This window comes from Streptomyces sp. NPDC102258 (assembly GCF_055584685.1).
Window position 1 is genome coordinate 1 of sequence record NZ_JBVJLO010000011.1, and the last position, 20275, is coordinate 20275.

General features: G+C 73.9%; 19 protein-coding genes. 11 read left to right on the top strand and 8 right to left on the bottom strand.

Annotated elements, in window-relative coordinates; genetic code table 11:
• Positions 1–364 precede the first annotated feature (364 nt).
• The 4 genes from ACZ6ZT_RS19550 to ACZ6ZT_RS19565 are packed head-to-tail and all read left to right on the top strand — an operon-like array spanning position 365 to position 4626.
• A complete protein-coding gene (locus ACZ6ZT_RS19550; RefSeq protein ID WP_469720694.1) occupies positions 365–1258 on the top strand; it encodes an NTP transferase domain-containing protein in 894 nt (297 codons plus the stop codon).
• Positions 1255–2538: a molybdopterin molybdotransferase MoeA gene (locus ACZ6ZT_RS19555; RefSeq protein ID WP_469720695.1), complete on the top strand. Its 1284-nt coding sequence runs from the start codon at positions 1255–1257 to the stop codon at positions 2536–2538. The genes ACZ6ZT_RS19550 and ACZ6ZT_RS19555 overlap by 4 nt, the downstream gene beginning before the upstream one ends.
• Entirely contained in the window at positions 2526–3626 is a 1101-nt protein-coding gene (locus tag ACZ6ZT_RS19560) for a potassium channel family protein (RefSeq protein WP_469720696.1), read from the top strand. The genes ACZ6ZT_RS19555 and ACZ6ZT_RS19560 overlap by 13 nt, the downstream gene beginning before the upstream one ends.
• A gap of 22 nt (positions 3627–3648) precedes the next feature.
• Positions 3649–4626, top strand: a complete 978-nt coding sequence (locus ACZ6ZT_RS19565; RefSeq protein ID WP_469720698.1) for an NAD(P)H-quinone oxidoreductase — start codon at positions 3649–3651, stop codon at positions 4624–4626.
• A gap of 263 nt (positions 4627–4889) precedes the next feature.
• Here the strand turns inward: ACZ6ZT_RS19565 and ACZ6ZT_RS19570 are convergent, their stop codons facing one another.
• From ACZ6ZT_RS19570 to pdhA, 3 genes are read right to left on the bottom strand one after another with little or no spacing between them, the layout of a single operon-like run.
• On the bottom strand, positions 4890–6194 hold the full coding sequence (locus ACZ6ZT_RS19570) for a dihydrolipoamide acetyltransferase family protein (protein WP_469720699.1): 1305 nt from the start codon (positions 6192–6194) through the stop codon (positions 4890–4892).
• Positions 6194–7210, bottom strand: a complete 1017-nt coding sequence (locus tag ACZ6ZT_RS19575) for an alpha-ketoacid dehydrogenase subunit beta (RefSeq protein ID WP_469720701.1) — start codon at positions 7208–7210, stop codon at positions 6194–6196. Before ACZ6ZT_RS19575 ends, ACZ6ZT_RS19570 begins: the two co-directional genes overlap by 1 nt.
• A complete protein-coding gene (gene pdhA, locus ACZ6ZT_RS19580; RefSeq protein ID WP_469721026.1) occupies positions 7207–8343 on the bottom strand; it encodes a pyruvate dehydrogenase (acetyl-transferring) E1 component subunit alpha in 1137 nt (378 codons plus the stop codon). The genes ACZ6ZT_RS19575 and pdhA overlap by 4 nt, the downstream gene beginning before the upstream one ends.
• 177 nt (positions 8344–8520) lie before the next feature.
• Here pdhA and ACZ6ZT_RS19585 point away from each other — a divergent pair, with 177 nt between their 5' ends.
• On the top strand, positions 8521–9156 hold the full coding sequence (locus ACZ6ZT_RS19585) for an Lrp/AsnC family transcriptional regulator (RefSeq protein WP_469720702.1): 636 nt from the start codon (positions 8521–8523) through the stop codon (positions 9154–9156).
• A 62-nt stretch (positions 9157–9218) separates the two neighbouring features.
• On the opposite strand, the gene ACZ6ZT_RS19590 is transcribed toward ACZ6ZT_RS19585, so the two are convergent.
• Positions 9219–9806: a TetR/AcrR family transcriptional regulator gene (locus tag ACZ6ZT_RS19590; RefSeq protein ID WP_469720703.1), complete on the bottom strand. Its 588-nt coding sequence runs from the start codon at positions 9804–9806 to the stop codon at positions 9219–9221.
• Positions 9803–11377: a 3-hydroxyacyl-CoA dehydrogenase gene (locus tag ACZ6ZT_RS19595; protein WP_469720705.1), complete on the bottom strand. Its 1575-nt coding sequence runs from the start codon at positions 11375–11377 to the stop codon at positions 9803–9805. Before ACZ6ZT_RS19595 ends, ACZ6ZT_RS19590 begins: the two co-directional genes overlap by 4 nt.
• 167 nt (positions 11378–11544) lie before the next feature.
• Here ACZ6ZT_RS19595 and paaN point away from each other — a divergent pair, with 167 nt between their 5' ends.
• On the top strand, positions 11545–13227 hold the full coding sequence (paaN, locus tag ACZ6ZT_RS19600; protein WP_469720707.1) for a phenylacetic acid degradation protein PaaN: 1683 nt from the start codon (positions 11545–11547) through the stop codon (positions 13225–13227).
• A gap of 8 nt (positions 13228–13235) precedes the next feature.
• On the opposite strand, the gene ACZ6ZT_RS19605 is transcribed toward paaN, so the two are convergent.
• The 3 genes from ACZ6ZT_RS19605 to ACZ6ZT_RS19615 all read right to left on the bottom strand — a co-directional run bounded on the left by ACZ6ZT_RS19605 (position 13236) and on the right by ACZ6ZT_RS19615 (position 16305).
• Positions 13236–13988, bottom strand: a complete 753-nt coding sequence (locus tag ACZ6ZT_RS19605; protein WP_469720709.1) for a TrmH family RNA methyltransferase — start codon at positions 13986–13988, stop codon at positions 13236–13238.
• Positions 13989–14344: 356 nt separating this feature from the next.
• On the bottom strand, positions 14345–15598 hold the full coding sequence (locus ACZ6ZT_RS19610) for an HTTM domain-containing protein (RefSeq protein ID WP_469721028.1): 1254 nt from the start codon (positions 15596–15598) through the stop codon (positions 14345–14347).
• On the bottom strand, positions 15586–16305 hold the full coding sequence (locus ACZ6ZT_RS19615) for a DUF5819 family protein (RefSeq protein WP_469720710.1): 720 nt from the start codon (positions 16303–16305) through the stop codon (positions 15586–15588). The genes ACZ6ZT_RS19610 and ACZ6ZT_RS19615 overlap by 13 nt, the downstream gene beginning before the upstream one ends.
• A gap of 135 nt (positions 16306–16440) precedes the next feature.
• On the opposite strand from ACZ6ZT_RS19615, the gene paaA reads away from it, so the two are divergent.
• From paaA to ACZ6ZT_RS19640, 5 genes are read left to right on the top strand one after another with little or no spacing between them, the layout of a single operon-like run.
• On the top strand, positions 16441–17472 hold the full coding sequence (paaA, locus tag ACZ6ZT_RS19620; protein ID WP_469720712.1) for a 1,2-phenylacetyl-CoA epoxidase subunit PaaA: 1032 nt from the start codon (positions 16441–16443) through the stop codon (positions 17470–17472).
• Positions 17469–17753, top strand: a complete 285-nt coding sequence (paaB, locus tag ACZ6ZT_RS19625) for a 1,2-phenylacetyl-CoA epoxidase subunit PaaB (RefSeq protein WP_469720714.1) — start codon at positions 17469–17471, stop codon at positions 17751–17753. The genes paaA and paaB overlap by 4 nt, the downstream gene beginning before the upstream one ends.
• Positions 17750–18508 (top strand): 1,2-phenylacetyl-CoA epoxidase subunit PaaC, encoded by a 759-nt coding sequence (paaC, locus tag ACZ6ZT_RS19630; RefSeq protein WP_469720716.1) that lies wholly within the window; start codon positions 17750–17752, stop codon positions 18506–18508. Before paaB ends, paaC begins: the two co-directional genes overlap by 4 nt.
• Positions 18502–19002 carry a 1,2-phenylacetyl-CoA epoxidase subunit PaaD gene (gene paaD / locus ACZ6ZT_RS19635; RefSeq protein WP_469720717.1) on the top strand — a complete coding sequence of 167 codons (501 nt, stop codon included), beginning with the start codon at positions 18502–18504 and terminating at the stop codon, positions 19000–19002. The genes paaC and paaD overlap by 7 nt, the downstream gene beginning before the upstream one ends.
• The gene (locus tag ACZ6ZT_RS19640) at positions 19003–20145 is read left to right on the top strand and encodes a 2Fe-2S iron-sulfur cluster-binding protein (RefSeq protein WP_469720719.1); all 1143 of its coding nucleotides are present in this window, start codon (positions 19003–19005) and stop codon (positions 20143–20145) included.
• Positions 20146–20275: the final 130 nt, after the last annotated feature.

Genomic DNA, 20275 nt, shown 5'->3' on the forward strand with positions numbered 1-20275 from the left:
CCGGCGTTTGAGGCGCGGGGGTCCGGGGGCTGGCCCCCCGCAACGGCGCCGCACCGGCACACGCCGCCCGGCCCCACCAGGCCACCAGCCGCAACGGCGCCCCGCCCGTCACACCCCTCCCGCCCACGCGCATGGGCGCCCCACCCACTGCATCCCCCCCAGCCCCGCCGGCGTTTGAGGCGCGGGGGCCCGGGGGCTGGCCCCCGGCAACGGCGCCGCACCGGCACACGGCGGTCGGCCACCGTCAGCCCCGCCGGCGCTTGAGGCGCGGGGACCGGGGCGGAGCCTCGGGGAACGGGCGAAGGGCGGGGCGGGGAGCAGCCCGCGCAGCGGCACCCCAGACGGCGAGCCGCATACTCGGGGGATGAGCTACGACGCCATCGTCCTGGCCGGCGGAGCCGCCCGCCGGCTCGGCGGAGCCGACAAACCCGCCCTCCCCGTCGGCGGCCGTACCCTCCTGGACCGCGTCCTCGACGCCTGCCCCGACGCCACCACCACCATCGTGGTCGGCAGCCGCAGGCCCACCGCCCGCCCGGTCACCTGGACCCGGGAGACCCCGCCCGGCGGCGGCCCCGTGGCCGCCCTGGACGCCGGGCTCCGCGCCACCACCGCCGGGCTGGTCCTCGTACTCTCCGCCGATCTCCCCTTCCTCGACCGGGACACCGTCCACACCCTCCTCACCACCGCCGCCACCGGCCCCGGCGACGGCGCCCTGCTCCGCGACCCCACCGGCCGCGACCAGCCCCTCGTCGCCGCCTACCGCACCGAACCCCTGCGCCGCGAAACCGCCCTCCTCGCCACCGAGCACGGCCACCTCCGCGACCTCCCGCTCCGCGCCCTCACCGCCGAGCTGGAGCTGACCCCGGTCACCCCCGCTGCGCCACTCGCCTCGTTCGACTGCGACACCTGGGAGGACCTGGCCACGGCCCGCGCCCGGATCAGGGAGCATGGAAGCGTGCTGGAGCAATGGATCACCGCCGCGAAGAACGAGCTCGGCCTCGGCGCCGACGTGGACGTCGACATCCCGATGCTGCTCGACGTCGCCCGGGACGCCGCCCACGGCGTGGCCCGCCCCGCGGCCCCGCTGACCACCTTCCTCGTCGGCTACGCGGCCGCCCGCGCCGAAGCCACCGGCGCCGACCCCGCCGAGGCGGTGGCCGAAGCCTCCCGCAAGGCCACCGACCTGGCCCTGCGCTGGGCCGCCGAGGCCCAGTCCCCGCCCGCGCCCCCACAGCCCGAGGAGACCGGCTCCGGATGACCCGTACCGACGCCGACGGAGCCCTGGACGAGGCCCTCGCCCTGGTCAGCCGTACCCCACCCGGCGGCGGCCACCGCGCCGCCCCCTGGCCGCGCGCCCGGGAGACCGCCGCCCGGGCCGGCTCGGCCGTCCGGGCCCGCACCCACCGGGTCACCCTCGCGGACGCCCTCGGCGAGGTGCTGGCCGCTCCCCTCGACGCCCTCGGCGACCTGCCGTCCTTCGACACCTCCGCCATGGACGGCTGGGCCGTCGCCGGACCCGGCCCCTGGAGCGTCCGCCCCGGCGGCGAGATCCTGGCCGGTGCCGAACCGCCCGCCGCGCTCGGCGACGGCGAAGCCGTACGGATCGCCACCGGCGCCCGCGTCCCCGCCGACACCAGCGCCGTCATCCGCAGCGAGCACGCCCGTGAATCCGGCGGCCAGCTCTACGCCGCCCGCCCCGTCGGCCACGGCCAGGACATCCGCCCGCGCGGCCAGGAATGCCGCTCCGGCGACCTGCTGCTGCCCGCCGGTTCCCTCGTCACCCCGGCCGTGCTCGGCCTCGCCGCCGCCGCCGGGTACGACGAGCTGCTGACCCGGCCCCGCCCCCGGGTGGAGATCCTGGTGCTGGGCGACGAGCTCCTCACCGAGGGCCTCCCGCACGACGGCCTGATCCGCGACGCCCTCAGCCCCATGCTCGGCCCCTGGATCACCCGCCTCGGCGCCGAGGTCATCGGCACGCGCCGGCTCGGTGACGGCCCCGCCGGGGCCGACGCCCTGCTGGCCGCCGTCACCGGCTCCCCCGCCGATGTGGTCGTCACCACCGGCGGCACCGCCTCCGGCCCGGTCGACCACGTCCACCCCGTCCTGGCCCGGGCCGGCGCCGAACTACTCGTCGACGGGGTCGCCGTACGCCCCGGACACCCCATGCTGCTGGCCCGCCTGGGAGACCGGGCGGACGGCCGGCACGTGGTCGGGCTGCCCGGCAACCCGCTGGCCGCCGTCTCCGGGCTGCTGACCCTCGCCGAGCCGCTGCTCCGCGCCCTCGCGGGGCGCCGCCAGCGCCCCCGGTACACGGTGCCGGTCGGCGACGAGGTGCACGGCCACCCGTACGACAGCCGGCTGGTGCCGGTGCTGCTGAGCGAGGAGCACGCCGTACCGCTGCGCTACAACGGCCCGGCGATGCTCCGGGGAGTGGCGGCCGCCGACGCGCTGGCCGTCGTACCGCCGCACGGTGTGCGGTCCGGTCAGGAGGTGGAGGTCCTCGATCTGCCCTGGGCGTCGGGAGGATGTTTCACGTGAAACTCCACGGCCAGGACGCCATGGCCCGGGGCGCCGACGAGAAGCTGGTCTCACGCCGCGTCAAACTGCCCAAGCGCGTGGTGGAAAAGCCGCTCCGGCAGGTCACGCGTCGCCTGCTGATGGCCCTCTTCGTGATGTTCCTGACGGTCCTGCTCGTCTGGGTCGACCGCGCGGGCTACCACGACAACGCCAACGACCAGGTCGACTTCCTCGACTGCGTCTACTACGCGACCGTGACCCTGTCGACGACCGGCTACGGCGACATCGTCCCGTACAGCGACAGCGCGCGGCTGGTCAACATCCTGCTGATCACCCCGCTGCGCGTGCTGTTCCTGATCATCCTGGTCGGCACCACCCTGGAGGTGCTGACCGAGCGCACCCGCGAAGAGTGGCGGCTCAGCCGCTGGAGGAAGAACTTGCGTGCCCACACGGTCGTCGTCGGCTTCGGCACCAAGGGCCGCTCGGCCCTGCAGACACTGCTGGCCACCGGCCTCCAGAAGGAACAGGTCGTCATCGTCGACCCCAGCGCCAAGGTCATCGACATGGCCAACGCGGAGGGCCTGACCGGAGTCGTCGGCGACGCCACCCGCTCCGACGTGCTGCTGCGGGCCGAGCTCCAGAAGGCCCGTCAGGTCGTCATCGCCACCCAGCGCGACGACACGGCCGTCCTGGTCACCCTGACGGCCCGCCAGCTCAACCGCGGCGCGAAGATCGTGGCCGCGGTGCGCGAGGAGGAGAACGCGCCGCTGCTGAAACAGTCCGGCGCTGACGCGGTCATCACCAGCGCCAGCGCGGCCGGACGGCTGCTGGGCCTGTCCGTGCTCAGCCCGAGCGCGGGCACGGTGATGGAGGACCTCATCCAGCAGGGCACCGGGCTGGACCTGATCGAGCGGCCCGTCCGCAAGAGCGAGGCGGGCCGAGGGGTGCGGGAGACCGAGGACCTGGTGGTCAGCGTGCTCCGCGGCCACCGCCTCCTTCCGTACGACGACCCGCACGCGAGCCCCCTCCAGCTGACGGACCGCCTGATCACCATCGTGCGGGCCACGCCCCCGACATCCCCTCAGGCGACCCTCGGCCCGGCGGAGTAGCGGGCGCGGTAGATTCCGGGCCATGCATGCGATCACCATCGAGCAGCCCGGCGGCCCCGAGGCCCTCGTCTGGACCGAAGCACCCGATCCCGTGGCCGGCGAGGGGGAGGTGCTCGTCGACGTCGCGGCGAGCGCCGTGAACCGCGCCGACGTCCTCCAGCGGCAGGGGTTCTACGACCCCCCGCCCGGCGCGTCGCCCTATCCCGGCCTGGAGTGTTCCGGGCGCATCACGGCCCTCGGACCGGGGGTGTCAGGCTGGTCGGTGGGCGACGAGGTGTGCGCGCTGCTGTCCGGCGGCGGTTACGCGGAGCGCGTGGCCGTCCCGGCGGGGCAGCTGCTGCCGGTGCCGGCGGGCGTTGACCTGGTGGCGGCCGCGGCGCTGCCGGAAGTCGTCTGCACGGTGTGGTCCAACGTGTTCATGGTCGCCGGGCTGCGGCCCGGTGAGACCCTCCTCGTCCACGGCGGCTCCAGCGGCATCGGCACCATGGCGATCCAGCTGGGCAAGGCGGTCGGCGCGAAGGTGGCGGTGACGGCGGGCGGCAAGGAGAAGCTGGCGCGCTGCGCGGAGCTGGGCGCGGACGTCCTGATCGACTACCGCGAGCAGGACTTCGTGGAGGAGGTGCGGGCCGCGACCGGCGGCGCCGGGGCGGACGTGATCCTGGACATCATGGGCGCGAAGTACCTGCCCCGGAACCTGGACGCGCTGGCCGTGAACGGCCGCCTCGCGATCATCGGCCTCCAGGGCGGAGTCAAGGCGGAACTGAACCTCGGCGCCCTGCTGGCCAAGCGCGCGGCCATCACGGCGACCTCGCTCCGCGCCCGCCCCCTGGGCGAAAAGGCGGCCATCGTCGCCGCCGTACGGGAACACGTATGGCCCCTGCTCACCGCGGGCCGCGTCCACCCGGTGGTCCACGCCACCTACCCCATGCCCCAGGCCGCCGAAGCCCACCGCACCCTGGAATCCAGCACCCACGTAGGCAAACTCCTGCTGACCACCTGACGCATGGCTGCCCATTGGCCGTGCGGGCCCCCGCTCGGCCAAGCCGCGCCACATCCAGCCCCACCGACGCCTGCCACATCCAGCCCCGCCGGCGTTTGAGGCGCGGGGGTCCGGGGCGGAGCCCCCGGCAGCGGCGCCGCACCCGGACGGGGTCCGGGCGCAGCCCGGGGAACGGTGGAAGGGCGGGTAGGGGACCAGCCCCGCAGGGCCCGGGCCCCCGACCCGCCCGCCACCCGACCCGGCCCGGCCAGGGCCCCGGCCGGCTACAGCCCGCGCAGCAGCACCGCCGGGTTCTCCACACAGTCGGCCACGTACCGCAGGAACCCCCCGGCCGTCCCCCCGTCACACACCCGGTGATCAAAGGTCAGCGACAGCTGCACGACCTGCCGTACGGCCAGCTCCCCCCGGTGCACCCACGGCTTCGCCATGATCCGCCCGACCCCGAGCATCGCCGCCTCGGGATGGTTGATGATCGGCGTCGACCCGTCGACCCCGAACACCCCGTAGTTGTTCAGGGTGAACGTGCCCCCCGTGAGGTCGCCCGGCGTCAGTTTGCCCGCCCGCGCCAGCTCCGTGAGCCGCGCGAACTCCGCCGACAGGGATTCGGGACTGCGCGTGTGCGCGTCCCGGACCACCGGCACCATCAGCCCCCGCTCGGTCTGCGCGGCGAAGCCCAGGTGCACGGCGGGAAGCCGCACGATCTCGTTCGCCGCGAGGTCCACGGTGGAGTTCAGTTCCGGGTACTTCGCCAGCGCGGCCGTGCAGATCCGGGCCAGCAGCGCGAGCACCGAGATCTTCGGGCCGGCCACCGCGTTCATCGCGGCCCGCGCCGCCATCAGTTCGGTGGCGTCCGCGTCGACCCAACAGGTCGCCTCGGGGATCTCCCGCCGGCTGCGCGACAGCTTCTCCGCCACGGCCCCGCGCAGCCCCTTGAGGGGGATCCGCTCGCCCTGCGCGGCGGGTACCGCGACGGCCACCGGCTCCGCCGGGACCTCCGTACGCAGCGCCGCCTCCACGTCGGCCCGCAGGATCAGCCCCTCCGGCCCCGACCCCCGCAGCGTCCGCAGGTCGATCCCGTTGTCCCGGGCCAGCTTGCGCACCAGCGGCGAAATCACGGCCACCGGCCCCACGGCGGCCACGGCCACGGCGGGAGCGGAAACAGAACCAGAAGCAGACCCCGAAGCAAAACCAGAACCCGAACCGGAACCAGACCGCCCCACCCGCCTCCGCCGCGCCGGCCGCGAGTGGTCGGTGCCGTACCCCACCAGCACGTTCCCCGACCCCGACGCCTCCGCGTCGGCGGACTCCGCGGCATCCGCCCCGGCCCCCACCGCCACGGTGAGCAGCGGCGCCCCCACCGGAAGCTCCGTCCCCTCCTCGCCGAACCGCGCGGTGACCACGCCCCCGTAGGGGCACGGCACCTCCACCATCGCCTTGGCCGTCTCGACCTCGACCACCGGCTGGTCGACCGCGACGACATCGCCCACGGCCACCAGCCAGCGCACGATCTCCGCCTCGGTCAGCCCCTCCCCGAGGTCGGGCAGCTTGAACTCCATTACCTGCGGCATCAGTTCTCCCACTGCAGCCGGGCCACGGCGTCCAGGATCCGGTCCACTCCGGGCAGGTGGTACTTCTCCAGCATCGGCGGCGGGTACGGGATGTCGAAGCCCGTCACCCGCAGCACCGGCGCCTCCAGGTGGTGGAAGCACCGCTCCGTCACCCGCGCCGCGATCTCCGCGCCCGGCCCGCCGAAGCCGGCCGCCTCGTGGACCACCACCGCGCGCCCGGTCCGGCGTACGGAGGCCACGACGGTCTCCTCGTCGAAGGGGTTGAGCGAGCGCAGGTCGACGACCTCCAGGTCCCAGCCCTCCTCGCGGGCCGCCTCGGCCGCCTCCAGGCAGACCGGCAGCGAAGGCCCGTAGGTGATCAGGGTCGCGCTCGTGCCCGTCCGCCGGACCAGCGCCTTCCCGATGCCCGGCACCGCCACCGGGGCGTCCGGCGACCACTCGGCCTTCGACCAGTACAGCCGCTTCGGCTCCAGGAAGACCACCGGGTCGTCGCTCGCGATGGACGCGCGCAGCAGCCCGTACGCGTCCTCGACCGTCGCCGGGGTCACCACGTGCAGGCCGGCCGTGGCCAGGTAGTACGCCTCGGAGGAGTCGCAGTGGTGCTCGACGCCGCCGATGCCGCCGCCGTACGGGACGCGGATCGTGATCGGCAGGGGCATGGCGCCCCGGGTGCGGTTGCGCATCTTGGCGACGTGCGAGATCAGCTGCTCGAAGGCCGGGTACGCGAACGCGTCGAACTGCATCTCCACGACCGGCCGCAGCCCGTACATGGCCATGCCGACCGCCGTGCCCAGGATCCCGGCCTCGGCGAGCGGGGTGTCCGTACAGCGGTCCTCGCCGAACTCCTTCGCGAGCCCGTCCGTGATCCGGAAGACGCCACCGAGCGCGCCGACGTCCTCGCCCATGACGTGGACGGCCGGGTCCTCGGCCATCGCGTCGCGCATGGCCCGGGTGAGCGCCTGGGCCATCGTCGCGGGCTTCGCGGGCTTCACCGCCGCGCGTGCCACCGTGGTCATGCGTCGCCCTCGGCTTCCAGTTCGGCGCGCAGCTGGTCCGCCTGCTCGCGCAGCCGGCCGGTCTGCTCCGCGTAGACGTGTGCGAAGAGGTCCATCGGGTCGAGGACCGGGTCGGCGTTCATCCGTTCGCGCAGGGTCGCGGCCATCTCCTCGGCCGCGTCGCGCGCCTCCTCGATGGCCGTCTCGTCGAGGATCTCGCGGGCGGTCAGCTCGCGCTCCAGCAGCTCCACCGGGTCGTGCGCCTTCCAGGCCGCCACCTCGGCGTCCGAGCGGTAGCGGGTCGCGTCGTCGGCGTTGGTGTGGGCCTCCATCCGGTACGTGACGGCCTCGACGAGGGTCGGTCCGCCGCCGGTGCGGGCCCGCTGGACGGCCTCGGTGAGGACCTCGTGGAGGGCGGCGACGTCGTTGCCGTCGACGAGCCGACCGGGCATGCCGTAGCCCACGGCCTTGTGGGCGAGGGTCGGGGCCGCGGTCTGCTTGGCGAGCGGGACGGATATCGCGAAGCCGTTGTTCTGGACCAGGAAGACCACGGGGGCCTGCCAGACGGCGGCGAAGTTCAGCGCCTCGTGGAAGTCGCCCTCGCTGGTGCCGCCGTCGCCGACCATGGCGAGCGCGACGACCTCGTCACCGCGCAGGCGGGCGGCGTGCGCCAGGCCCACCGCGTGCGGCAGCTGGGTGGCGAGCGGGGTGCACAGGGGGGCGATGCGGTGCTCGCGCGGGTCGTACCCGGTGTGCCAGTCGCCGCGCAGCAGCGTCAGCGCCTGTACGGGGTCCAGCCCGCGGGCCACGGCCGCGAGAGTGTCCCGGTAGCTCGGGAAGAGCCAGTCCTGCTCCTCCAGGACCAACGCGGCCGCTATCTCGGCGGCCTCCTGCCCGACGGTGGAGGGGTACACGGCGAGACGGCCCTGCCGGGTCAGCGCGGTGGCCTGCGCGTTGTAGCGGCGGCCCCGCACCAGCTCGGCGTAGTACCGGCGCATCAGCGCGGGGTCGAGGCCGGCGGCGGCCGCGGTGCCCAGCACCCGGTACGGCTCGGGGTCCGGAAGCAGCGGGGCGGCCTCCGTACGGGGCCTCCAGGCGGGCGGCGGGGTGGCACGGTGGGACGCACCGGCACCGGGCAGCTCTTGGACCGTCATGGCGGCGTACACCTCCTCGTGGGAAGCGGGCAGGGACGCCTCGGATGTGAGGCGCCTCACCTACCGATTGTTCGGTCGTCGGCGCAATTTGGCTACAGGCGGCTCCAGGCTGTGGACAAAGTGGCGATGTGGGCCTGGGATGGGTGCAGGACGTCCAGGAGAGGGAGGCAGTGGGCGATGCCGGATGAACAAATGGCCGGAGCGGGCTCCGCACCGGTCCCACCGGGGGGTGGCTCCTCAGGCCCCGGAGCCCCACCGGCACCAGCTACACCGGTGCCCCCGGCGCCGCCCGTGCCGACAGCACCGCCGGCGCCACCGGCGGTTCCGCCGCGCCCCCTGGACCCGATCGACCGGTCGATCATGCGGCTGCTCCAGGCGGACGGCCGGGCCTCGATACGCTCCGTCGCCGAGCAGGTGCACGTCTCGCGGGCCAACGCCTACGCCCGGATCAACCGGCTGATCGACGACGGGGTGATCCGCGGCTTCACGGCCCGTGTGAACCACGAACGCGCAGGTCAGGGCGCGTCGGCGTATATCACCCTGAAGATCGTCCAGAACTCCTGGCGGACGGTGCGCGAGCAGCTGCGCGAGCTGCCGGGCGCCGCGCACATCGCCCTGGTCAGCGGGGACTTCGACGTCCTCCTGCTGGTCCACACCCCGGACAACCGCACCCTGCGCGAACTGGTGCTCACCCGCCTCCAGGCCATCCCGGAGGTCCTCTCCACCCGCACCCTGCTGGTCTTCGAGGAGACCGACCTCCTCACCCCGGGCCCGACCCAGCCACAGCCCCCGGAGCCCCTCACGGAGGACTGAGGCCCTTCACCCCCGCCTGGACGGCCGAACGGGTGCCGCCCCGGCTCAGGGCCTCAGCGCGCTCAGCGGGCGGTGCGCAGGCCGTCCAGGGCCATGCTGACCACCGCGTCCGCGAGCTGGTCGGGGGTGGTGCCCGGGTGCGGGCGGTACCACTCGACCAGGGAGTTCACCATGCCGAAGAGCAGCCGGGTGGCCAGCCGGATGTCCACGTCCGCGCGCAGGTCACCCTCGGCGGCGGCGGCCTTGAGCAGCTCGGCGACCTGGTGGTCGAACTCGCGCCGCCGCTCCAGGGCCCAGCGCTCGGTCCGGGTGTTGCCGCGCACGCGCAGCAGCAGCGTGACGTACGGGAGTTCCGCGACCAGGACCTCGACCGTGCGGCGCGTGACGTACTCGACGCGCTCCACCGCGCGCCCCTGTACCGCGCCGGGCTCCTCCAGGACCGCGAAGAGGCCGTCCAGGGCCCGGCTGACGGCCCGGCGCAGGAGTTCCTCCTTGCCCGCGACGTGGTGGTAGATCGAGGACTTGGAGATGCCGGCGGCTTTGGAGAGGTGCTCCATGGAGGTGCCGTCGTAGCCGCGCTCGTTGAAGACCTGGACGGCGACGGACAGCAGCGTCTCCGGGGTGTAGGTGTCCCGCCTCACGGTGGTCATCCGGCCGTCTCCTCGTCCCCGCCGCCGTACGCGTCTGCGTCCCCGTCCCCGTGCCCGTCCTCGTGGCCGCCCTCGTCCTCGTCACCCGCGTACCCCAGCTTGAACAGGGCCAGCGAGGGCGCGTACCGGCCGCCGGGACAGCGTTCGTCGAGGCGGTGCAGCAGGTCGTACGCCCAGTCCCGGCCGAGCCGTTCGTGCCACGCGGACGGGCCGAGCGGGTAGTTGACGCCGAGCCGCATCGCGGTGTCGATGTCCTCGGCGGTGGCCACCCCGCGCGCCACGGCGTCGGCGGTGAGGTCGATCAGCATCGCGACGGTCCGGGCGACGATCATGCCGGGGACGTCACCGATGACGGAGACCTCCTTGCCGAGCTTCTGGAACAGTCCGACCGCCTCCGCGAGGGTGCGCTCGCTGGTGTCCGCGCTGGCGGAGAGCGCGATCCGGGTGGCGCCGCGGTAGTCCAGCGCGAGGTCGAAGTAGACGACGTCGGAGAACTCCACCGAGGTCTTGCCGTCCGCGAGCACCAGCTGGCCCTCGCCGGGCAGCTGGATGTACGGGCCGCCGTGCTCGGTGGCCGTCACCGCGATCCCGGCCTCCTCCAGCAGGTCGGCCAGCTCCGCCGCCGGGCCGAGGTCACCCACGAGGGTGACCTTGTCCGGCGCCGCCTCCGGGCCCGCCGTGTGCGGCTCGGGCAGCTCCGCGCCCTCCCCGTACGGGAACCAGCCCTGCCCCGACTTGCGGCCGAGGCGGCCCGACTGGACCAGCCGGCGCTGGGCGAGCGAGGGGGTGAACTTGGGGCTCCGGAAGAACGACTCCCAGACCGAACGGGTGACGGCCTCGTTGACGTCCTGGCCGATCAGGTCGGTCAGCTGGAAGGGGCCCATCTTGAAGCCGCCGCTCTCGCGCAGGACGGCGTCGATGGTGGCCGGGTCGGCGCCCCGCTCCTCGTACACCGCGAAGGCCTCGGCGTAGAAGGGACGGGCGATCCGGTTGACGATGAAGCCGGGTGTGTCGGCGCAGCGGACGGGGGACTTCCCCCAGGCCAGGACGGTGTCGTACGCGTGCTCGGCGGCGTCGGGGGCGGTCGCGAAGCCGCTCACCACCTCGACGAGCGGGAGCAGCGGGGCCGGGTTGAAGAAGTGCAGGCCGAGGAAGCGGCCGGGGTGCGCGAGACCGGCGGCGATCTCGGTGACGGAGAGGGAGGAGGTGTTGGTGGCCAGCAGGGCGTCCGGCGAAACCACCTCTTCGAGGGAGGCGAAGAGCGCGCGCTTGACGGCGACGTCCTCGACGACCGCCTCGATGACGAGCGCGGCGCCGGCCAGGGCGGCGAGGCCGTCGGCCGCGCCGATCCGGCCCATCGCGTCCCGCGCGGCGGCCTGATCGAGCCGGCCCTTCGCGGCCATCCGCTCGACGCGCTCGCGCACGCGGGCGGCGCCGGCCGCTGCGAGGTCGTGGTCGATGTCGTGGATCAGCACGCGGTGACCTGCGAGGAGGGCGACCTGGGCGATGCCCTGCCCCATGGTGCCGGCGCCGACGACCGCCACAGTGCGGGACCGCTCGATTGCTGTCATGTCCTGATCCTCCCGCACCGGGTTTTCCACAGGCCTGCCGGGCCCTCTTGTCCCGACCGATCGTTCGGTTACTCTAACTGCAGTCTGCTCTTCTTCACCCGCCCCCGCCTGATCTCAGTCTGCGAACCAGCCTGATCTTGCCCGGCTCAACGAGGAGTTGGTCCCTGATGGCCGCCGAGCTCACCCTCCCCCAGCTGACCGAGAAGCACCGGAACACCCTGGACCAGGCGCTCGCCGCCATCCGTACCCGTGCCTACTGGTCTCCGCACCCCGAACACCCGAAGGCGTACGGGGAGAGCGCCCCGGCCGACGGCCTGGCCGCCTTCGAGGCCCTGCGCGGCAGCCGCCTGGACCTCGGGCAGCCCGGCACGGACGGCTGGACCGGCGCCGAGGTGTCCCCGTACGGCCCGGAGCTGGGCGTCGAGTACCCGCACGCCGACCCGGACGTGCTGCTGCCCGCGATGAAGGCCGGCATGCCCGCGTGGCGCGACGCCGGTCCCGAGACCCGCGCCCTGGTCTGCGTCGAGATCCTGGCCCGCATTTCCGCCCGCACCCACGAGTTCGCGCACGCGGTCATGCACACCAGCGGCCAGGCCTTCATGATGGCCTTCCAGGCGGGCGGGCCCCACGCGCAGGACCGCGGCCTGGAGGCGGTGGCGTACGCGTACGAGGAGCAGACCCGCGTCCCCGGGCAGGCCGACTGGTCGAAGCCGCAGGGCAAGCGCGACCCGCTGGAACTGGGCAAGACCTTCACGGCGGTCCCGCGCGGCATCGCGCTGATGATCGGCTGCAACACCTTCCCCACCTGGAACGGCTACCCGGGCCTCTTCGCCTCCCTCGCCACGGGCAACGCCGTCCTGGTCAAGCCCCACCCGCGGGCCGTCCTCCCCCTCGCGCTCACCGTCCAGGTGGCCCGCGAGGTCCTCGCCGAGGCGGGCTTCGACCCGAACCTGGTGGCCCTGGCCGTCGAGCGGCCGGGCGAGGGCATCGCCAAGACGCTCGCGCTGCGCCCCGAGATCAAGCTGATCGACTACACCGGGTCCACGGAGTTCGGCGACTGGCTGGAGGCCAACGCCCGTCAGGCGCAGGTCTACACCGAGAAGGCCGGCGTCAACACCGTCGTCCTCGACTCGACCTCCGACTACAAGGGGATGCTCTCCAACCTGGCGTTCTCGCTCTCCCTCTACAGCGGCCAGATGTGCACCACCCCGCAGAACCTGCTGATCCCGCGCGACGGCATCGAGACGGACGCCGGCCACAAGACGTACGACGAGGTCGTCGCCGATCTCGCCGCCTCCGTCGGCGGCCTGCTGGGCGACGACGCCCGGGCCAACGCGCTGCTCGGCGCTCTGGTCAACCCGGACGTCAAGGCCCGCCTGGAGGCCGCGGCCGGCCTGGGCGAGGTCGCCCTGGCCTCCCGCGAGGTCGCCAACCCCGAGTTCCCGGACGCGGTGGTCCGCACCCCGGTGATGGTCAAGCTGGACGCCGCCAAGGCGGACTCGGAGGCGGCCTACCTCTCCGAGTGCTTCGGCCCCGTCTCCTTCGCGGTGGCGGTGGACTCCACCGCGGACGCCCTCGACCTGCTGCGCCGCACGGTGCGGGAGAAGGGCGCCATGACGGTGGGCGCGTACACCACCTCCCCGGACACCGAGCGGGCGATCGAGGAGGTCTGCCTGGAGGAGTCGGCGCAGCTGTCCCTCAACCTCACGGGCGGCGTGTACGTGAACCAGACCGCGGCCTTCTCCGACTTCCACGGCTCCGGCGGCAACCCGGCGGCGAACGCGGCCCTCTGCGACGGCGCCTTCGTCGCGAACCGCTTCCGCGTGGTGGAGGTCCGCCGCCAGGCGTGACCTGTCGCCTAGACCTTCGGGCCGCCCCAGTGGAAGAGGGTCATGGCCACGCTCGTGGCCAGGTTGTAGCTGGAGACCTGGGGGCGCATCGGCAGGGACACGAGGTGGTCGGCTCGTTCCCGGAGCTCGGGGGAGATGCCGTGGCGCTCCGAGCCGAAGGCGAGCAGGGCGTCGTCCGGGAGGGTGAGGGCACGGATGTCCTCGCCCTCCGGGTCGAGCGCGTACAGCGGCCCGGGCGGCAGTTCGTCGAGTTCCATCCGGTCGACGGTGGTGGCGTAGTGCAGCCCGGCTCCGGCCCGGACCACGTTGGGGTGCCAGGGGTCGAGGTCTCCGCGGGTCACCACCCCGGTGGCGCCGAAGCCGGCGGCGAGCCGGACCACGGCGCCGACGTTCCCGAGGTTGCGGGGGTTGTCGAGCAGCACGACGGGGGCTTCCCGGGGCCGCTTCGCCAGTGCGGCCCGCCCGGCCTCATGGTCGGGGCGGACGGCGAGCGCGGCGACCCCGGTCGGGTGCACCCGGGGCAGCAGCTCCGCGAGCACGGCCGGCCGCACCAGCCGCGCCACCTCGGGGGCCACGTCCGGAGCCAGCTCGTCGGCGAGCGCCCGTACCGCCCCCGGGTCGTCGGCGACGGCCACCAGCACCTCGGCCCCGAACCGCAGGGCGTGCTTCAGCGCATGGAACCCGTCGAGCACGACCACCCCGCCCCGCCCCACCCCTTCCCGCCAAGCCCGCCCACTCACACTGCTCCCCTGCTCACTCATACCGCCGACCTTACGAGCCACCGGCGTCACCGGCTGATGCCAGCCCGTGGCCTCACGCACCCGCTATCCAGCCCCCACGCCGCCCCGCCCGGCCTCACGCACCCGCTGTCCAGCCGCCGGCCGCCCGCCCGGCCTCACGCACCTCACCGGCTGATATCAGCCCGCCCGACGCGTCCGCCCCGCCCGCCCTCACCCGCCCCACGGGCTGATATCAGCCCGCCCGACGCGTCCGCCCCGCCCGGCCTTACCCGCTGATGCCAGCCCCGCCCGACACGTCCGCCCCGCCCGGCCTTACCCGCCTCACCGGCTGATGCCAGCCCCGCCCGACACGTCCGCCCCGCCCGGCCTCACGCGCCTCACCGGCTGATGTCAGCCCCGCCGGCGTTTGAGGCGCGGGGGTCCGGGGGCAGAGCCCCCGGCAGCGGCGCCGCACCCGAACGGGGTCCGGGCGCAGCCCGGGGAACGGGCGAAGGGCGGGTAGGGGACCAGCCCCGCAGGGCCCGCGCCCACCAGGCGGCCCCCCGCACCCCCACCCCCACCAGGAACCCCGTCGGCAGGAACACCGCGTCAGCGGCGATCATCGCCAAAGAAAAGAACGGCAGCCCCAGCAGCACCGCGATCCCCGCATGCTCCAGCATCATCGCCACCAGCAACACGTTCTTGACCCGCCGGTTGAACAGCGTGAACGGAAACGCGACCTGCACCGCCACCGTCCCGTACGACAGCAGCATCACCGCCACCCCGCTCCCCGCGAGCACTCCCGACAGCCCCGGCCACGGGGTGAAGTAGTCCAGCCGCAACGGGTAGTACAGCGCGGTCCCGTCCTGCCACCGCGACCCCTGGATCTTGTACCAGCCGGCCGTGGCGTAGATCAGGCAGACCTCCGCCATGATCACCAGCATCCCCGCGTTGTGCAGCACGTTCGCGAGCACGTCCAGCGCGGCCCGCCCCTCGCCCTCCGGCTCGTACCGATCCGCCAGCCACCACACCGCCGTCCCCACCCACACCGCCGCGAACGCCGCGAGCCACCCCGCACCGAGCCGCCCGGTCAGCGCCCCGTACGCGAACACCGCCCCCAGCACCCCCCACAGCACCGGCCCCGCCGCCCCGGCCGAGGCCGAGCCCCGCAGCCGGGCGCGCCGCGCGTCGAGGGACCACACCCGCGCGCAGCGGGTGAGGACCAGGTAGATCGCCATCAGGTGGATGACGTTGTCCCCGCCGTCGCCCATGAACACGCTGCGGTTCTGCAGCGACAGCACCCCCACCATGAACACGACGGACGTCCCCCGCGTCCGCCAGCCCAGCACCAGCAGCGCGCTCGCGAGCACGGAGACCGCGTACACGGCCTCGAACCAGAGCGTGGACTTCGACCACAGCAGTACGGTGAAGGCGTCGTTCGAGGCCACCAGCCGCTCCGCCAGCCGCCAGCTCCACGGCCCGTCGGGCCCGTACAGCTCGTGCCGGTTCGGGAACTCCCGGAGCAGGAAGAAGAGCCAGGTCCCGGCGAAACCGATGCGGACCACGGCGCTCTGGTACGGCCCCAGCGCCTCCCCGGTGACCTTCGCGAGCGCCCACCGCAGGCGGTCCGCCACCCCGCTCACACGGTCCACCACGGCAGCTCCCGGTAGTACGTCTGGGTATCGGTCTTCTCGTCGCTCCAGGCCGGCGCGGGAACGGACCGCGTCGCCGAGCGCAGCTGGATCCGCAGGATCCGGTCGTGGCGGTAGGCGGAGCGGAGCCGGTCCAGCGCTATGCGCCGCAGGTACTCCTCCGACAGCTCGCCGCGTTCGCCGTTCGGCTTGTCGTTCTCGTCGTGCGAGCCGGTGAAGAAGTCCCAGGCGCGCCGCAGCTCGTTCTGCTGCGTGTGGCTGGGCAGGAGGCCGTGCCGGATGGCCGCGCCGTCCTCGGCGGACAGGTCGCGCCAGCCGCCGGTGACGAGCGCGCCGTCGCCGGTGCGGACCTGGGCGCGGGCCTGGACGGCGATGTTCTGCTGGAGGGGGTTGGGCGCGAAGAGCTTCCAGTTCTGTTCGAACTCGGGGTAGATCCAGCCGTCGACCAGGGCCGCGTGCCGTTTGCTCAGCGTGTTGGACGGGGCGACGTGCAGGAAGACGAACGCCAGGTGGGTGCTGGCGGTGACCGCCACGGCCGCCAGCGCCAGCGCGGCGACGATCCGGTACGGGCCGGACAGCCCCGCCAGACCGGGCGCGCGGGGCCCCCGTGTCGGCTCCCGGTCCGCCTCGCCGTCCGGCTCCCCGCCCGCCCTCCCGACGGCCTCCGGAAGGACTCCTTCCGCAGGCTCGTGCGCGTTCGCGTCCATCCCGCCCCGATCATCCGGCTTCCACAGGGTTGCCCACAGAGGTTGACACCCTACGGGCCGCCGTCCCACCATTGAAGACGATGAACCGAACGATCGGTCGGTCGGGCGGACGGCACACTCTGACAGGGGGCCGGGATGGTCGCAGTGACCCCGGAAACGGGCACGTCAGGCACCGCGGACGCGCAGTCCGGGGACCTCGGGGCGCAGCTCCGGGCCTCCTTCGACGCTGCCGTGGCGGCGGACGAGCGGGTGGAACCGCGCGACTGGATGCCCGACGAATACCGCGCGTCCCTGGTCCGCCAGATGGCCCAGCACGCCCACTCCGAGATCATCGGCATGCAGCCCGAGGCGAACTGGATCACGCGCGCCCCCTCCCTGCGCCGCAAGGCGATCCTGATGGCCAAGGTGCAGGACGAGGCCGGCCACGGCCTCTACCTCTACAGCGCCGCCGAGACCCTCGGCACGAGCCGTGACGAGCTGCTCGACAAGCTGCACTCGGGCCGGCAGAAGTACTCGTCGATCTTCAACTACCCCACCCTCACCTGGGCGGACGTCGGCGCGATCGGCTGGCTCGTGGACGGCGCGGCGATCACCAACCAGGTGCCGATCTGCCGCTGCTCCTACGGTCCCTACGCCCGCGCGATGGTCCGGATCTGCAAGGAGGAGTCCTTCCACCAGCGCCAGGGGTACGAGCTGCTCCTCGCGCTCTCCCGGGGCACCGAGGCCCAGCACGCCATGGCCCAGGACGCCGTCGACCGCTGGTGGTGGCCCTCGCTGATGATGTTCGGCCCGCCGGACGAGGAGTCGGTGCACTCGGCGCAGGCGATGGCCTGGCGGATCAAGCGGCACTCCAACGACGAGCTGCGCCAGCGGTTCGTCGACATCGCCGTCCCGCAGGCCGAGTCGCTGGGTCTGACCCTGCCCGACCCGGACCTGAAGTGGAACGAGGAGCGCGGCCACCACGACTTCGGCGCCATCGACTGGGCCGAGTTCTGGGACGTCCTCAAGGGCAACGGCCCCTGCAACGAACAGCGGATCGACCAGCGGCGCACGGCGCACGAGGAAGGCGCCTGGGTCCGCGAGGCGGCCGCGGCGTACGCCGAGAAGCACGCCAGGCAAGCACAGGCCGACCAGCACACCGGCACCGGACGAGAGGTACAGGCATGACGCGGAACTGGCCCCTGTGGGAGGTGTTCGTGCGCTCGCGCCGCGGCCTCTCGCACACGCACGCGGGCAGCCTGCACGCGCCCGACGCCGAGATGGCCCTGCGCAACGCGCGCGACCTCTACACGCGGCGCGGCGAGGGCATCTCGATCTGGGTCGTGCCCTCCACCGAGATCGTCGCCTCCTCCCCGGACGAGCGGGACCCCTTCTTCGCCCCGTCCGCCGACAAGCCCTACCGGCACCCCACCTTCTACGAGATCCCCGAGGGGGTGCGGCACCTGTGACCAGCACCAGCACCGATACAGGTGCCGACACCGGCGCGCAGGCCACCGCCACGACGGCGGCCGTCCTCGCCCTCGGCGACGACGCGCTGATCCTCTCCCACCGCCTCGGTGAATGGGCGGGCCACGCCCCCGTGCTGGAGGAGGAGGTCGCCCTGGCGAACATCGCCCTCGACCTGCTCGGCCAGGCCCGGCTCCTGCTGTCCATGGCGGGCGACGAGGACGAACTGGCCTTCCTGCGCGAGGAGCGCTCCTTCCGCAACCTCCAGCTGGTCGAGCAGCCCAACGGCGACTTCGCCCACACCATCGCCCGCCAGCTGTACTTCTCCCTCTACCAGCACGAGCTCTACGCGGAGCTCGCCGCCGGCGACGGCCCGTTCGCCCCGCTCGCGGGCAAGGCCGTCAAGGAGACCGCCTACCACCGCGACCATGCCGAGCAGTGGACGCTGCGGCTGGGCGACGGCACCGAGGAGAGCCGGTCGCGGATGCGGGCGGCGCTCGACGCGCTGTGGAAGTTCACCGGGGAGATGTTCCAGCCGGTGGAGGGGCTGGCGGTCGACCTGGCCGCCCTCGAAGGCCGCTGGCTGGCCGCGCTGGCCGGCGTTCTGGAGCGGGCCGCTCTCGCCCTGCCCGAGGGGCCGCGTACGGGCGCCTGGGCCGCCGGGGCGGGCCGCCAGGGCCTGCACACCGAGCCCTTCGGCCGGCTGCTCGCGGAGATGCAACACCTGCACCGCAGCCACCCGGGGGCGTCGTGGTGACGGCGGCGCGGACCCGTCTGGAGGCGGAACTGGCCGAGCTGGCGGGCTCCGTCCCGGACCCGGAGCTGCCCGTGCTCACCCTCGCCGAGCTCGGCGTCGTGCGCGGGGTGCGGGTGCATGAGGACGGCCACGCCGAGGTCACCCTCACCCCCACCTACACCGGCTGCCCGGCCATCGAGGCCATGTCCGCCGACATAGAGCGGGTGCTGACCGGCCACGGCATACCGCGGGTGCGGGTGACGACCGTCCTGTCGCCGGCCTGGTCGACGGACGACATCACGGCCGAGGGCCGCCGCAAGCTCTCCGAGTTCGGCATCGCCCCGCCGCGTCCGCACGCCGCGGGCGGACCGGTCCCGCTCACCCTGTCCGTGCGCTGCCCGAACTGCGGCTCCACCGACACCGAGCTGCTCAGCCGTTTCTCCTCCACCGCGTGCAAGGCACTGCGCCGCTGCGTCGCCTGCCGCGAACCGTTCGACCACTTCAAGGAGCTGTAGATGGCCGTGTCAGTGCCCCCGGCCCCGGGCGGGACCGCCGGGACCGCCCGTCCCGCCCGCCACGGCGCGTTCCACCCGCTGACGGTGGCGTCGGTCGACCGGCTGACGGACGACTCGGTGGCGCTGACCCTGTCCGTCCCCGAGGAACTGCGCGCCGAGTACCGGCACGCGCCCGGCCAGCACCTCACCCTGCGCCGGACCGGTCCGGAGGGCACGGACGTCCGCCGCACCTACTCGATCTGCTCCCCCGCCCCGGCCGCCGACGGCCCCGGCCCGGCCCGGCTGCGGGTCGGGGTGCGGCTGGTGGAGGGCGGCGCGTTCTCCACCTTCGCGCACAAGGAGATCGCCGCCGGGGACGTGCTGGAGGTGATGGTCCCGGCCGGGCGCTTCGTCCTGGATCCGGCCGCGGCCCCGGCCGGCGCGCACTACGCGGCCGTCGTCGGCGGCAGCGGGATCACCCCGGTCCTGTCGATCGCCGCCTCCCTGCTGGCCGCCCGGCCCGACGCCCGGTTCTGCCTGGTGCGCGGCGACCGCACGGCCGCGTCGACGATGTTCCTGGACGAGGTCGCCGACCTCAAGGACCGCTACCCCGACCGCTTCCAGCTGGTCACCGCCCTCTCCCGGGAGGAGCAGGAGGCCGGGCTGCCGTCCGGGCGGCTCGACGAGGCCCGTCTGACGTCCCTGCTGCCCGCCCTGCTGCCGGTCGCCGACGTGACCGGCTGGTATCTGTGCGGGCCCTACGGGCTGGTCGAGGGCGCGGAGAAGGCCCTGGCCGCGCTGGGCGTCGCCCGCGGCCGGGTGCACGAGGAGATCTTCCACGTCGAGGACAGCGCGGCGCCGGCCCCCTCCCGGGCCGCCGCACCCGCCCGCGGCAGCGTCACCGCCCGGCTCGACGGCCGTTCGGGCACCTGGCCGGTCCAGGAGGGGGAGTCCCTGCTGGACGCCGTGCTGCGGGGCCGCGCGGACGCCCCGTACGCCTGCAAGGGCGGGGTGTGCGGCACCTGCCGGGCGTTCCTGGTGACGGGCGAGGTGCGGATGGAGCGCAACTTCGCCCTGGAGGAGGACGAGACGGAGGCCGGGTTCGTGCTGGCCTGCCAGTCCCACGCGGTCTCGGAGGAAGTGGAGATCGACTTCGACCGCTGACCGGCCCACCGCCGCCCGCGCGCGCCCGTTCCCGGCTTCCGTCAGGCTGTGTTTTTCCCCCGCCGTGCTCTATCTTGACGCACCGTCAGTTCTGAACGGACGACGGAGACGACCGGGATCCGGTGCGCGC

Bases quoted from the DNA above. Each gene is read 5' to 3' on its own strand.
- ACZ6ZT_RS19550 (WP_469720694.1), top strand. From the start codon at position 365: ATGAGCTACGACGCCATCGTCCTGGCCGGCGGAGCCGCCCGCCGGCTC.
- ACZ6ZT_RS19555 (WP_469720695.1), top strand. From the start codon at position 1,255: ATGACCCGTACCGACGCCGACGGAGCCCTGGACGAGGCCCTCGCCCTG.
- ACZ6ZT_RS19560 (WP_469720696.1), top strand. From the start codon at position 2,526: ATGTTTCACGTGAAACTCCACGGCCAGGACGCCATGGCCCGGGGCGCC.
- ACZ6ZT_RS19565 (WP_469720698.1), top strand. From the start codon at position 3,649: ATGCATGCGATCACCATCGAGCAGCCCGGCGGCCCCGAGGCCCTCGTC.
- ACZ6ZT_RS19570 (WP_469720699.1), bottom strand. From the start codon at position 6,194: ATGCCGCAGGTAATGGAGTTCAAGCTGCCCGACCTCGGGGAGGGGCTG.
- ACZ6ZT_RS19575 (WP_469720701.1), bottom strand. From the start codon at position 7,210: ATGACCACGGTGGCACGCGCGGCGGTGAAGCCCGCGAAGCCCGCGACG.
- pdhA (WP_469721026.1), bottom strand. From the start codon at position 8,343: ATGACGGTCCAAGAGCTGCCCGGTGCCGGTGCGTCCCACCGTGCCACC.
- ACZ6ZT_RS19585 (WP_469720702.1), top strand. From the start codon at position 8,521: ATGCCGGATGAACAAATGGCCGGAGCGGGCTCCGCACCGGTCCCACCG.
- ACZ6ZT_RS19590 (WP_469720703.1), bottom strand. From the start codon at position 9,806: ATGACCACCGTGAGGCGGGACACCTACACCCCGGAGACGCTGCTGTCC.
- ACZ6ZT_RS19595 (WP_469720705.1), bottom strand. From the start codon at position 11,377: ATGACAGCAATCGAGCGGTCCCGCACTGTGGCGGTCGTCGGCGCCGGC.
- paaN (WP_469720707.1), top strand. From the start codon at position 11,545: ATGGCCGCCGAGCTCACCCTCCCCCAGCTGACCGAGAAGCACCGGAAC.
- ACZ6ZT_RS19605 (WP_469720709.1), bottom strand. From the start codon at position 13,988: ATGAGTGAGCAGGGGAGCAGTGTGAGTGGGCGGGCTTGGCGGGAAGGG.
- ACZ6ZT_RS19615 (WP_469720710.1), bottom strand. From the start codon at position 16,305: ATGGACGCGAACGCGCACGAGCCTGCGGAAGGAGTCCTTCCGGAGGCC.
- paaA (WP_469720712.1), top strand. From the start codon at position 16,441: ATGGTCGCAGTGACCCCGGAAACGGGCACGTCAGGCACCGCGGACGCG.
- paaB (WP_469720714.1), top strand. From the start codon at position 17,469: ATGACGCGGAACTGGCCCCTGTGGGAGGTGTTCGTGCGCTCGCGCCGC.
- ACZ6ZT_RS19640 (WP_469720719.1), top strand. From the start codon at position 19,003: ATGGCCGTGTCAGTGCCCCCGGCCCCGGGCGGGACCGCCGGGACCGCC.